10 protein-coding genes are annotated in these 13,007 nt (G+C 69.5%); 6 read left to right on the top strand and 4 right to left on the bottom strand.

The annotated features are described in order from the left end of the window. Positions 1–10: 10 nt before the first annotated feature. Entirely contained in the window at positions 11–820 is an 810-nt protein-coding gene (locus EKM57_RS13480) for a hypothetical protein (RefSeq protein WP_129793033.1), read from the top strand. 98 nt (positions 821–918) lie between these two features. On the opposite strand, the gene EKM57_RS13475 is transcribed toward EKM57_RS13480, so the two are convergent. Together EKM57_RS13475 and EKM57_RS13470 are read right to left on the bottom strand one after the other, a co-directional pair. Next, a complete protein-coding gene (locus EKM57_RS13475; protein ID WP_129793032.1) occupies positions 919–1,245 on the bottom strand; it encodes a hypothetical protein in 327 nt (108 codons plus the stop codon). Further along, the gene (locus EKM57_RS13470) at positions 1,242–1,427 is read right to left on the bottom strand and encodes a hypothetical protein (protein ID WP_129793031.1); all 186 of its coding nucleotides are present in this window, start codon (positions 1,425–1,427) and stop codon (positions 1,242–1,244) included. The genes EKM57_RS13475 and EKM57_RS13470 overlap by 4 nt, the downstream gene beginning before the upstream one ends. A gap of 90 nt (positions 1,428–1,517) precedes the next feature. On the opposite strand from EKM57_RS13470, the gene EKM57_RS13465 reads away from it, so the two are divergent. Next, on the top strand, positions 1,518–2,162 hold the full coding sequence (locus tag EKM57_RS13465; RefSeq protein WP_129793030.1) for a S24 family peptidase: 645 nt from the start codon (positions 1,518–1,520) through the stop codon (positions 2,160–2,162). A gap of 4 nt (positions 2,163–2,166) precedes the next feature. Here the strand turns inward: EKM57_RS13465 and EKM57_RS21925 are convergent, their stop codons facing one another. Together EKM57_RS21925 and EKM57_RS13460 are read right to left on the bottom strand one after the other, a co-directional pair. Beyond that, entirely contained in the window at positions 2,167–2,340 is a 174-nt protein-coding gene (locus EKM57_RS21925; protein WP_165357420.1) for a hypothetical protein, read from the bottom strand. Between the two features lie 90 nt (positions 2,341–2,430). Further along, complete coding sequence (locus tag EKM57_RS13460) at positions 2,431–3,924, bottom strand: alkaline phosphatase (protein ID WP_129793029.1); 1,494 nt, start codon at positions 3,922–3,924, stop codon at positions 2,431–2,433. Between the two features lie 420 nt (positions 3,925–4,344). Between EKM57_RS13460 and EKM57_RS13455 the strand changes: the two genes are divergently transcribed. From EKM57_RS13455 to EKM57_RS13440, 4 genes are all read left to right on the top strand, one after another. Then, entirely contained in the window at positions 4,345–4,605 is a 261-nt protein-coding gene (locus tag EKM57_RS13455; protein ID WP_371414145.1) for a hypothetical protein, read from the top strand. A 134-nt stretch (positions 4,606–4,739) separates the two neighbouring features. After that, complete coding sequence (locus EKM57_RS13450) at positions 4,740–6,401, top strand: hypothetical protein (protein ID WP_206185434.1); 1,662 nt, start codon at positions 4,740–4,742, stop codon at positions 6,399–6,401. 357 nt (positions 6,402–6,758) lie between these two features. Then, the gene (locus EKM57_RS13445; protein WP_129793027.1) at positions 6,759–8,726 is read left to right on the top strand and encodes an autotransporter assembly complex family protein; all 1,968 of its coding nucleotides are present in this window, start codon (positions 6,759–6,761) and stop codon (positions 8,724–8,726) included. After that, positions 8,727–13,001, top strand: coding sequence for a translocation/assembly module TamB domain-containing protein (locus EKM57_RS13440; RefSeq protein ID WP_243451040.1), 4,275 nt, complete (start codon positions 8,727–8,729; stop codon positions 12,999–13,001). It begins immediately after the preceding gene. Positions 13,002–13,007: the final 6 nt, after the last annotated feature.

The raw sequence follows: 13,007 nt of genomic DNA, 5'->3' as shown, positions 1-13,007 counted from the left end.
ACCAAGATCCATGGCGGCAATGCTTACCGGCGGTGGGCGCTACGCGCTCGACGTGCCGGTGGCGGCCTTCGCCGGGCTTTCCGTGGCGTTTCTCGTCTTCGCCATGCCGGACGACCTTCTCGCCGAGCTTATCGCCTCGACGGGCCTGGCCTCGCTCCTTCCGGCGGCCGAGCCTCCACTCGGCCTCAAGGCGCGGATCGGGATCGGTGCGGCCGGCGCGATGGCGGTTTTCGCCGCCGCCTTCCTGACCCTTCGCTGGCTCGATCGCCTGGGCTCGCGCCCCGCCGAGCCGTCGCAGCCGGGCGACGAGAGGGAGACGCCGCGCCTGCGCCGCCGCGATCTCCACCCCGACGCGCCGCCCCGCCCGCCGATCATGGCGACCTACGAGCTGGGCGAGCCGGAACAGGAAGCTCCCGCGTCGCCCGTCGCGGCGGAGCCCGCCGTGCACAGGGCGAGGGACGAGATCCAGGACGAATGGTTGTTCGACCGGCCGTCGGCGTCCGAGCAGGCGCGGGTCGAACCCTATCCTTCGCTGCCGCTTGAGCCGGCGGCCGCGTCCCCCGAGCGATCCTCGATGCCGGACCTCCCGGCCCCGTCGGGAAGCCTCGACGAGCTGATGGCACGGCTGGAACTGGGGCTCGCCAGACGCCGCGAGGATGCCGAGGCACCTTCGCCCGACCCGACCCCGATCCCCGCCCAGGCTCCGCCGGCGACCGACCCGCCGCCGAGTGCCGAGCCGAAGCCCTTCCCGGAAGCGGGCGACGAGCGTCTGCAGAGCGCCATCGCCAGCCTTCAGCGCCTTGCGGCTCGCGACGACTGACCTCGCGACCTGCACGCCAACCGTTCGGCGCTGGGCGAAGTTGACGAAATTGACACTTGCCGCGCGAGGGCGCGCATTCTCGTCCCGTCATCCGGCGCTCAACCCGTCTCGACGGTAAGGGCTTCAAGGCCCAATCGAACCCGGGAGCCGTCCGCGTCGCGCTCGTCCGAGACGGCGCTGATGTCGACGAGGAGGTGACCCGGCAGTTTCATGTCGATGTCGCCCAGGCCGGCCAGGAAGGCGTCCGCGGCCGTCCCGGCCTCCGCGCCGGTCACCGTCAGGGCGAGGGCATGGCGTTCTCCCGCAAAGGTGATGCTGGTCCATGGCCGGCTCGTCCTCGACTCGCAGACGAGCTCGACGTCATGAGACGCGAAGACCGCGCGCAACGCGCGCTCGAGCCGGTTTCCCGATCCCCCCCGGCTCATTCCGCCGCCGTCCCGTGCCGATCGAGCCAGGCCGCCACCCGCGCCGCGGTCGCGGGCCGAGGCTCCCGGCCGTTGCGCAGGTCGAAGACGAAGCAGGGGTCGCCGAGCACGTCCCTGCCGAAGCGCGCCGGCCTGGTCTGGCTGCGCCTCAGATATTCCTCGATGCGCCGCAGCAGGTACATGGCTTCCTCCGAATCACTGTTCCCTATATGTTCCAATCTCGAAGGAGTTTTCCTACTTGTCTAGGAAAATTCCTAGGAGTAGGAAGAATCATGACCGACGAGGAGGCGCGGGCCGCGCTCCAGCGGCTGATCGACGAACGGGGCGAGGATTATGCCGGCCTCTCGCGGCTGCTCGGCCGGAATCCGGCTTATGTTCAGCAATATATCAAGCGCGGGAGCCCGCGGCGGCTCGCCGAGGAAGATCGGCGGCGTCTCGCCCGCTATTTCGGAGTGGACGAGAAGCGGCTCGGCGGGCGGGGCGGAGAGGCCGGCGGCCCCGGGATGGTTCCTATTGCGCGTCTGGAGGTGGGAGTGTCGGCCGGCGCAGGCGCGTTTGCCGACGGCGAGCGGGCGCGCCCCCACATCGCCTTCGACCCGACCTGGCTGCGCCGGATCGCGAGCGGCACGCCCGATCTGCTGTCGATCGTCGCCGTCCAGGGGGATTCGATGATTCCGACGCTCAACGACGGCGACGAGATATTGGTCGACCGCGGCGACTCGGCCGATCGGCTCCGCGACGGCGTCTACGTACTCAGGATCGACGAGGTGCTGATCGTCAAGCGGCTGGCAATCAATCCATCGAACCGGACGGTGTCGATCAGCAGCGACAATCCCGCTTATCCCGGCTGGCCCGACTGCGACCTTTCGGCGATCGATGTGGTCGGGCGGGTGGTCTGGGCGGGGCGGCGAATCTGAGCCCTCAGCGCCGGTCGATCAGCCAGACCAGAACCATCAAGGCAAGCCCGACGCCGAGGCCGGCGAGGAAGCCGATACTGGGCTCGCCGACGACCGCCCCGACCAGAACGCCGATCAGTATCGCGCCGGCGAGGAGCGCGCCGCCGGCGCGCGGGAGCCTAGGGTTCGGTGCTGCCATGGTCCCCCATTGGCAGCAGTGGGCCGAGGGTTCCAGAGGGTTTGCCGGCACGCCGAGAAGGACGTTCGTGGAGGGCGTCCGCCCGAAAGGCTAATTCCCGGATCCGCCGGTCAGCGCCTCGCGCATCAAATAGAAGAGCGTGTGCTGCTCGATCGTGCCCTTGACCAGATGCGCCATCGGCCCCGAAGCCCGCGCGACCACATCTTCCCCGGCATGGGTTTCCGCGCCGAGCGGGACCAGCGCCTGCTGGCGATAATCGAGCGCGCCGGTGTCCGCCTCGGCAGGGTCGGTACGCGGGGCATCGACCACGGCGCCCGGACCGTTGGCATAGCCGAGCGTCGTATAGCTCTTGCCGTCGCCAGCCTGGAATGGCGCGCCGCCCGCCCCGGCAAGGCCGAGGATCGGGTTCCCGCGCTCGGGATAGCCGCTGATCGTGAAGACATGGCTGTGATCGGCGGTGACCAGGATGAGCGTGTCTTCACGGCGGGTCATCTCGAGCGCCGTACGCACCGCCGCGTCGAGTGCGACCGTGTCCTCGAGCGCGCGCCTCGCATTGCCGGCATGATGGGCATGATCGATACGCCCGCCTTCGACCAGCAGCACATAGCCGGTCTCGCGGCTGCCGAGCATGGTGATGGCGGTCCGGGTCATCTCGGCGAGCGACGGCTCGCCGGCGGCATCGCCCGGCCGGTCGGATTCGAAGCGCATATGGTCGGGCTCGAAGAGCCCCAGCAGGCGCGGCGTGCGGGCCAGGTCGACGGCCGCGAACCCTGCCTGGTTCCAGACAAAGGCGCCGGCGGGATTGCGCCGGCGCCAGTCGGCCATGAGGTCGCGCCCATCGGTGCGCTTGCCCGTGCTTTCGCGATATTCCGGGTCGGCGGCCGACGTCGGCAGGAAGTTTGCCCGGCCGCCGCCCAGGACCAGGTCGAGCCGCGACCCGACCTCGCCCTCGATCATCTGCCGTGCGATGTCGGTGCAGCCCTGCTGCCTCGCCGCTTCCGGAACGTCGCCATCGGCTTCCCAGTCGCGCTGCGGCGTATGGGCATAAGCCGCTGCCGGGGTCGCATGGGTGATGCGCGCGGTCGAGATGATGCCGGTGGCCAGGCCCATCGACTGCGCCAGACCGAACAGGCTCGGCAGCGTGTGGCGGCGGCTGGCGGCGCAGTCATTCTCCGCCACCTCCGGCCCGACGCCGATCACGCCGTTGCGCGTCTTCACCCCCGTCATGATCGCGGTGGCGGTCGGCGCGGAATCGGAGACCTGCGCATCGTGTGAATAGGTTTTGACCAACGCGGTGTGCGACAGCCGGTCCATGGCGGGGACATAGGATTCACCATCGACGCCCTGGCGCTGGCCCTGATGGATGCGCGCGGCCGTCAACGTGCTCACGCCCATGCCGTCGCCGATGAACAGGATGATGTTGCGCGCCCGGCCGACTACGGGCGGCTCGGCTCTGAGGCGGTCGAGCTCCGCGTCGGCCTGCGCGCGATAGGCCTCGGTGGTCATCGGGTGACCCTGGGCGAAGGCGGTACAGGACAGTAGTGCGGACAAAGCGGTGCAGGCAATGAAGCGCGGCAGGATCATTCGGGACTCCTTTGCGGCAGCAATGGCGGCGCGCTATGTCGGTTTTGCGTCAGCGTGAAGGCGTCGTGGGTCGCAATGCTGCCCTTCGCGGCATGAGCGATCGTCCTTCCTGCGGCAGGCGAGACAGGAAACGCCTGCGTCAGAACGAGCGCTCCGACGATCGCTCGTGAGGCCGGCAGTGCTCCTGAGTCCCCGCTTCGAGCGACCATGAGACCGGTGCTGCGCCAGTTGCACTCATTCGCCAATGGGAACGGGGCGAAGGCCCCAATGCGGGCAATCGATTTCGCAGAAGCGAGCATTTCCGACGCGTGAGACATCGGCCTTTGCGCGCGACCCATCCGAGCCTGTCGACAGCGGCGGCAGAGCTCTGCCTTCGGCATGGTTTACCAGCCGTTGAGCATTCGCATCCGCCTTTTCGCAATGCCGTCGCGCTACCGCCTGCTCGAGCACAGACGAGCGGAACCCAAGTTGCGTACCCATGTCCACCTTCCCGACCGCTCGGCGGCGAACGATGCGGCGGAGCTGATCGCGCTTTTCGGCGATCAGGCCGCCAGCGAGGCAGAGGCGCGCGCCGCGCTCAGCCGGGACCGCGGCAATGTCATCCATTTCTGCCGCTGGCGCCAGATCGGGCGGATGGTCGAACTGCTCTCGTCGGGGCCAGGCGAAGCCGCGCTGCATTGATCCCGCATGCGGCTTCGGGGAAGCCGGGGAACCGCCATCAAGGCGATTGCATGGGTGCAAGCGGCCGGCTATCCCTGTTACAAGTGTAGCAGGAGGACAAGGCGAGGCTCCCGATGTTCGGACGATTGGCCCTCATGGTCCTCGCGCTCGCAGCCTCGAGCCATGCCGATGTCCTGCGGGCCGGCGACGGCGCCGAGCCGGTCGACTTTCTGGTGACGCCGGTCGTCGGCGCCGGTGAATTGGAGAGGCTGGAGATCGTCGTCCGGCTGACGGGCGACCCGGACGGCCGCACGACCCTCGCGCTCCCGAACAGATGGGCCGGCAGCGACGCGTTGATCGAAAGCATCGAGGCGCTCACGGTCGATGGCGGCACGACGGCCGAAGGCGAGGATCCGGCATCACGCGTGGTGACCCACGCGCCCGGCGCGCCATTGGTCGTGCGCTATCGACTTCGGGCCGCGGGCACCGCCGATCCGGGTCCGGATTATGAGAAGGCGCGGCCGGTGCTGCGGCCCTCCTGCTTCTACGTGCATGGCGAGGGCGTCTTCGTCACGCCCGAAGGGCGGGAGGAGGAACCCGCCCGGTTTCGGTGGGGCTCAAAGCCGAGCGACTGGCGGCTGGCGAGCGACGCGGAGATGGTCGCGGACGGACTGACGGTCGGCGACGTGTCGGAAGCCATACTGATCGGGGGCACGGACCTGCGCATCTTGGAACGCAGGATCGGTGGTCATCCGATTCGGCTCGCCCTGCGCGGGCAGTGGTCGTTCAGCGACGATGGTCTCGCCGACGCGGCCGCGCGCATCGTCGCGGCCGGAAACGCCTATTTCGGCGCGCAGGCGGTGCCGTATCTGATCACGCTCATTCCGCTGACCGGCGCCGAGACCGGCGCGACCAGCTATGGCGGCACCGGCCGCGCCGCAGGTTTCGCGCTTGCGTCCACAACGAATGTCGGTCTCGATCGATTTCTGTTCACGCTTGCGCACGAATATGGCCACCGCTGGTTCGGCGGCAGCCTCGGTCCCATTCCCGACCCGGATGCGCCGGAATATTGGTTCACCGAAGGGTTCGGCGACTTCGCCGCGGCCCAGTCCCTCGTTCGCGCCGGGCTATGGGACGAAGCCGTTTATGCGGCGCACCTCAATGCGACCTTGCTGCGCTACGCCTCTTCCTCCGCGCGCACGCTTGCCAATGTCGAGCTGGCGGAGCGATTCTGGACCGACCCCGCCGCCATGCAGATGCCGTACGACCGGGGCCATCTCTTCGCCCTGACCCTCGATCGGAACGGCGCGGTCGGGGCCGCCCTCAGGCGGATGGCGGCCAGTGCCGCTTCCTTCCCGGCAGGCGAAACGCAGGCGGCGCGGTTCGTTCGCGCTCACGCGCCGATTTTTCGGGAAGTGGACGCGATGCTGCGCGGAGTGCCGATCGCGCTTCCCCGGGACCTGTTCGCTGCGTGCGGCACGATCGAATGGGCCGAGCAGCCGGTCTATGTCCCCGGCTATACGGCCGAAGAGCGCGCAGACGGGCGCTATTTCGCCACTGTCGAGGAAGCGAGCCCTGCCTGGACAGCGGGCCTGAGGCCCGGGATGCGATATATCCGGCGCGAATCCTTCCGGCCCAACGATGCGACCGTTCCGATCGTGATGCGGGTGGCAGATGCCGCGGGCGAGCGCGTCCTGAGGTGGCTGCCACAGGGACGCCAGACGGTTCGTTTCCAAATGCTGAGCCTTTTTCCTTTTTCCGGGGAGGAAGCCCGGCGAGCCTGTCTCGCGCGCCTGGCAGGCGCAGCGCTGTCTTGATCCGGGAATCACGACCGGAAGGGTCGCGACTGCGGTAATCAGCCCATCGTCATCCTGAACTTTGTCGAACCTGGCTCGATCCGGGGTTTCGGGCCCATGCATGACGACGGCGCAAGCTTGACGCGCCCGCGTTCAAAGGTCGTGACCTTCGTCAGCACGGGGCGGGCGCCGCGTGGCCAGGGACCTAACCGCCTGCTCCCCCACACGGAATCCCGGCTGGCGTCGCTGTTCGTCAGCCGCTAGAGCGGAACGGCGGGAAGCGGGTTTTTCTGCATGGCTTGGTATGGCGCGATCTACGGGCCGGCGATGTTCCGCGCTGCCCGCGACCGCATATGTTTGGACCCTGGGATTCGCTTTATGTCGCAAGTGGTTGCGGCGCGGCATGCAGCGGCCTGCCTGGCTGCTCTGGCGCTCGTCGCACATCCCGCCGCCGCTCCGGCGCAGACGGATCCGCTCGACGAGGCGAATGCGCCCCTCGATCCTTCCGCCCCGCTGGACCCCTGGCCCGACCTCCAGGTCGACTGGCCGGACATGGAGGGGGAGGCCGATGGCCTCATTCCCGACATTCCGGACACCGCGGTCGCCGACGCGGCGGCGGCGCGGGGCTATGCCTACCGGATCGAAGGGCTCGATGCCGTCGAGGCGGCCGCGCTGCTGGAGCAATTTCGCGACCTGTCGACGCTCGAGGCGTTTCGCGGCGATCCGGCCAATGCCGCGCAGATCGATCGCCGTGCGCGCGCCGACGGCGAACTGCTGGCGGAGCTGTTGCGCGCCTACGGCTATTACGACGCGCTGGTCACGACCCGCGTCGATGCGACGCCGGGCGGCGGCTTCGACGTGGTCCTCGATGTCGAGCCGGGGCCGGTCTATCGGTTCGCGCAGGTCCGCCTGCCGGGGATCGAGCAGGCGGCCGCGGGCGATGCCGCCGCGCTTCGGGAGGCGTTCACGGTCGTCGAGCAGGATCCGGTCGATGCGGCCCGGGTGGAGGCGGCGCAGGCCGCGCTGGAAGTCGAGCTCGGACGGCGCGGCTACGCCTTCGCCGAGATCGGCGAACCGGAGGTGGTGGTCGACCACGAGACCCGCACCGCGACCCTGGTGATGCCGGTACGGACGCAGGGCACGCGCCGGTTCGGCCGGGTCGTCGTCGAGGGACGCCCCTTGTTCAGCGCCGAGCATGTCGAGACGATCGCCCGGTTCGAGGAGGGCGACCCCTATCGGACCGGAATGGTCGAGGACCTGCGCCAGGCGCTGGTCGCCACCGGCCTGATCTCCACGGTCACGATCCGTCCGGTGGCGCGGCCGGACAGCGACCTCGTCGATCTTGCCGTCGCCATCGATCCCGCACCGATGCGCACCATCGCCGGCGAGGCCGGCTACGGCACCGGCGAGGGCCTGCGGGTCGAGGCGAGCTGGCAGCACCGCAACCTGCTGCCGCCCGAGGGCGCGGTGACCTTCCGCGGCGTGCTCGGGACGCGCGAGCAGCTCGTCTCGGCGATCCTTCGCCGCAACAATTTCGAGCGCCGCGACCAGGTGCTCAACGCGCAGATCGCCATTGCCCACGTCGACCGGCCCGCCTTCAATGCCGACACATTCGTGCTCGCCGGCGGGATCGAGCGGCAAAGCAACATCATCTGGCAGAAGGCGTGGACCTGGTCCGTTGGCGCCGAGCTCACGGCGACGGACGAGCGCGACGTCGACGTCGAAAGCGGAATGACCCGCCGCCGCACCTTCTTCATCGGCGCTATACCCGTCTATCTCGGCTATGACGGATCGAACGACCTGCTCGATCCGACGTCGGGCTTTCGCCTCTCCGCCCGTTTCTCCCCCGAGGCGTCGCTCCAGTCGGGCAGCTTCTTCTACGCCCGGGGCCAGATCGACGGAAGCTTCTACCAGCCGGTCTCCGACACCGTGACGCTCGCAGGGCGCACGCGCCTGGGCACGATCTTCGGCGCGAGCCGCGACCGGATCGCACCGTCGCGCCGTTTCTATGCCGGTGGCGGAGGTTCGGTGCGCGGCTACGGCTTCCAGGCCTTGGGCCCGCGCGATCCGGTGTTCGACGATCCGATCGGCGGCCGCAGCCTCGCCGAGTTCGCGCTCGAGGCGCGCGTGCGGGTCGGCAATTTCGGCATCGTGCCGTTCGTCGACGGCGGCAACATCTCCACCTCGCCATGGCCGCGCTTCGACAATCTGCGGTTCGGCGCCGGCGTCGGCGTGCGCTACCACACGCGCTTCGGACCGATCCGCGTAGACGTCGCGACCCCGCTCAATCCACAAAGCGGCGATCCCAGGATCGCCGTCTATGTCTCCCTGGGCCAGGCCTTCTAGGTGGACGAGACGATCTCCGAACCGCTCGCCGCGTCGCCGGAGGCGCTAGCCGAGCCGGAGCCACGGCGTCGTCGTCGCCTCCGGCGCCTGTTATCGGCGCTCGCCAAGAGCGTGGTCGTCGTCGCGATCGGCCTGATGCTGATGTTCGGCGCGCTGATGGCGTTCCTCGACACCGGTCCCGGCCACCGCTTCATCGTCGACCGCATCGCCGCGGCGACCCCGCCCTCCGGCCTGCGAATCCGGATCGGCCGGATCGAAGGGTCGATCTGGGGGCACACCCGCCTTCGGGACGTGCGGCTCTACGATCCGGACGGACTGTTCGCCGAATCGCCCGAAATCGCCATGAACTGGAGGCCGATCGCCTTCCTGTTCAATCGCCTGCTCATCCACGAGCTCGAATCGGACCTGGTCATCGTCCACCGGCTCGCGAACCTGGTCGAGCCCGAGGAGCCGGGGCCGATCCTCCCCGATTACGATATCCATATAGGGCGCCTCGACATCAGGCAGCTGCGCATCGACGAGGGGGTCGCCGGAGGCGAGCGCATCGGCAGCCTTTCGGGCGAAGCCGAGATACGCCGCGGCCGCGCTCTGATCGGATTGCAGGCGGAGATCAAAGACCCCGGAACAGGCGGCGGCGACCGGATGCGGGTCCGGATCGATGCCGAGCCCGATCGCGACCGCTTCGACATGGAAGCCCGGATCCGCGCTCCGGTCGACAGCGTCTTCGGAGCGATGATCGGCACGCGTCGTCCGGTTCGCATCGACCTGAGCGGCGACGGCAGCTGGACGCGCTGGAACGGAGACGCGACACTCGACATTTCGGGCCGCCGCACCGCCGAACTTGGGCTGCGGGTGGATTCGGGGCGCTTCCGGGCCAATGGATGGGCCGCGCCCGCGCCTTTCCTGCGCGGCAGGCTGCAGCGGTTGACCGCGCCGCGGGTGCTGGTGAACGGAAGCGGCGCGTTCGCCGACCGGCGTCTCGATGCGCGCCTCTCGCTGCGATCGGCATCTTTGCGGGTCGAGACGCGCGGGGCCGTCGATCTCGGCCGCGGGGCTTATGACGGGGTCGAGATCGCCGCCGAGCTGATCCGGCCCGCGGCCTTGTTCCGCAACATGTCCGGGCGTCAGGTCAGGCTCACCGGCTTGCTCGACGGGCGGTTCGGCGAGGCGGCTTTCGTCTATCGGATCACCGCGCCGCGAGTCGCCTTCGCTCGCGATCCGCGCGCCGGGCCGGTGGGGCCGGGGGAGGGGATTACGGGCTTCGAGCAGGTGCAGGCGAGCGGCCGCGGCCGCCTGACGCCGGCGCCGGTGACGGTTCCGCTGCTGGCAACGGCCCGCCGGGTCACCGGCGTGGGTGATGTCGCCGGCGGCATCCTCGCCAATCTTCGCCTCGAAGGCGCGCTGCAGGTCACGGCGCGCCGGCTGACCGGGGAGCGGCTGGTGGTGACGTCCGACAGGCTTCGCGGTCAGGCCGCCGTCGCCGCCGATCTTCGAAACGGCGACTTCGTGGTCGCTGCCAATCTGGGAATGCGAGGATATCCCGTTCCAGGTTTCGGGGTGGTCGACGTGCAAAGCGAGCTTCGCGCGGTGCCCGGCCCGGGCCGGCGCGGCACGAACGTGACCGGCCGCGCGCGTGCCCAGGTGACGCGCTTCGACAATGGCTTCCTGTCCTGGGTCGCCGGCGGGCTGCCGCAGCTCGAGACGGCGCTGGCGCGGGGACCCGACGGGATCGTCCGCTTCGAAAACCTGCGGATCGCCGCACCGAAGCTCGCGATCGCGGCCCGGGGAATTCGCCGTCGGGACGGGACCTACTCCTTCGACGCGGGGGGCGAGCATGGGGATTATGGTCCCCTCCGCCTCAGCCTCGAGGGCCGGCTCGAGCGGCCCCGGCTTGCCGTGGAGCTCGAGCATCCGGTCGATGCACTCGGCCTCGCCGACGTCTTCCTGAACCTCGAGCCCAATGAGTCCGGCTTCGCCTGGAACGCGACCGGCGCCTCGACGCTGGGGCCATTCACGGGCAACGGCTTCATCCTGCTGCCGGCGGGCCGGCCGGCGATCGTCCAGGTGGCGGCACTGAACGTCTCCGGCACGCGCGCGTCGGGCACCCTGCGTTCCGGGACGGGCGGGTTCGCCGGCCGGCTCGACGTAGCCGGCGGCGGGCTCGACGGGCGATTGCTGTTCAGCCCGGTCGGGACCAACCAGCGCGTCGCCATCAGCCTGGCCGCCGAAAATGCCCGTTTCATCGGCCCACCGGAGATCCTGGTCCGGCGTGGTACGGTGGAAGGGGTGGTGGTGCTCGACCCCGCCGGAAACTCGGTCGAAGGCCGCGTCACCGGCCGCGGACTCAGCCGCGGGGCGCTGTCCATCGCCAGCCTGGATGCGCAGGCGAGCCTGCGCGGCGGCGTTGGACAGGTCAGGGCACAGGTCGCCGGATCGCGTGGCCGCAACTTCGCGTTCAGCGCGGCTGCCGACGTCGCGCCGGGACGATACCGGATCAGCGGCAGCGGCACGCTCGACCGACGGCCGCTCGAGCTGTCCAGTCCGGCGCTGCTGACCCGGAGCGAGGAAGGCTGGCGCCTGGCGCCGACCCGCTTCACCTTCGCCGGCGGGGGTGCAAGCCTTTCCGGCCTGTTCGGCGAGCGTACCGAAGTGGATGCGCGGCTCGAGGCAATGCCGCTCACCGTCCTCGACATCTTCTATCCGGACCTCGGGCTCGGCGGGATCGCGTCGGGGCTGGTCCGCTACCGCTCCGCGGGCGAGGGCGCGCCGCCTGCCGGCGAAGCCAATCTGCGCGTCCGCGGTCTCACCCGTGCCGGGCTGGTCCTGTCCTCGCGCCCGGTCGACCTCGGGCTCAATGCGCGCCTCGACGGAGTCAATGCGGCGATGCGGGCGGTGGCGGTGAGCGAAGGCCGAACGATCGGCCGTGCCCAAGCGCGAATCTCGCCGATCGGCGGCTCAGGAACCCTGCTCGACCGCCTGACGGGGGCGCCGATGCGTGCGCAGATCCGCTACAACGGCGCGGCCGACACGCTTTGGCGGCTGACGGGAATCGAGCTGATCGACCTGAGCGGGCCCGCCGCCATCGGCGCCGACCTGCGCGGCTCGCTTCGCAACCCGGTCATCAACGGCTCGGTGCAGACGGCGGGCGCCCGGCTCGAAAGCGCCGTGACGGGCATGGTGATCGAGAATCTCCAGTCGGTCGGGCGGTTCGGCGGATCGCGGCTTCAGATCCAGAGGTTCCGCGGCACGACGCCCGGCGGCGGCACGGTGGAAGGGTCGGGCAATCTCGACTTCGCGACTCCTGGCGGCGTCGGGATGAGCTTCGACGTCCGAGCCCAAAGCGCGCTGCTGCTCGACCGCGACGATATCCGCGCTGCCGTCACGGGGCCGATCTCGATCCGGTCGGACGGGGGCGGGGGGACGATCTCCGGCAACGTCCGAGTGACGGAAGGACGCTTCCAGCTGGGCAGCGCGACGGCGGCCGCGCAGGTGCCGCGGCTGAACGTGGAGGAACGCAACCGGATCGATGCCGATTTGCCGCCGCTGGCCCGCAATGTGGAACCGTGGCGGCTCGCACTCGACGTGCGTGCGCCCAGCCGCATGATGGTGACCGGCCTCGGCATGAACAGCGAGTGGCGGGCCGACGTGCGCGTGGCCGGCACCGTCATTGAGCCCAGGATCACCGGATCGGCGGAGTTGCTGCGCGGCACCTACGATTTTGCGGGTCGGCGCTTCGACCTCATCCGCGGCAATATTCATTTCGAGGGCGAGACCCCGGTCGATCCGACGCTCGATATCGCCGCCGAAGCGAGGGTGCGGGGTCTCAACGCGCAAATCCGGGTCACCGGCCGAAGCCAGCGGCCGGAAATCGCCTTCACCAGCACGCCGGCCTTGCCACAGGACGAATTGCTGTCGCGTATCCTCTTCGGCACCTCGATCACCAACCTGTCGGCTCCGGAGGCGGTCCAGCTCGCCGCGGCGGTGGCGTCGTTGAACAACCCCGGCGGAGGACTCGATCCGATCAACGCCCTGCGCGGCGCCGTGGGGCTGGACCGGTTGCGCGTCTTGCCGGCCGACGTGACCCAGGGGATCGGGACCCAGCTTGCCGCCGGCAAATATCTCGGCCGGCGGGTCTATGTGGAGGTGGTGACCGACGGCCGCGGCTATTCGGCGACCACCGTCGAATATCAGATCACCCGCTGGCTCTCCTTGCTGTCGAGCATCTCGACGATCGGGCGGGAAAGCGTCAACGTGCGCGTATCGCGGGATTACTGAGGGGCA

The organism is Sphingosinicella sp. CPCC 101087, assembly GCF_004151485.1.
Taxonomy (GTDB): domain Bacteria; phylum Pseudomonadota; class Alphaproteobacteria; order Sphingomonadales; family Sphingomonadaceae; genus Allosphingosinicella.
The sequence above is the reverse complement of the archived record's forward strand: the minus strand, read 5'-3'. Positions and strand labels throughout refer to the sequence as shown.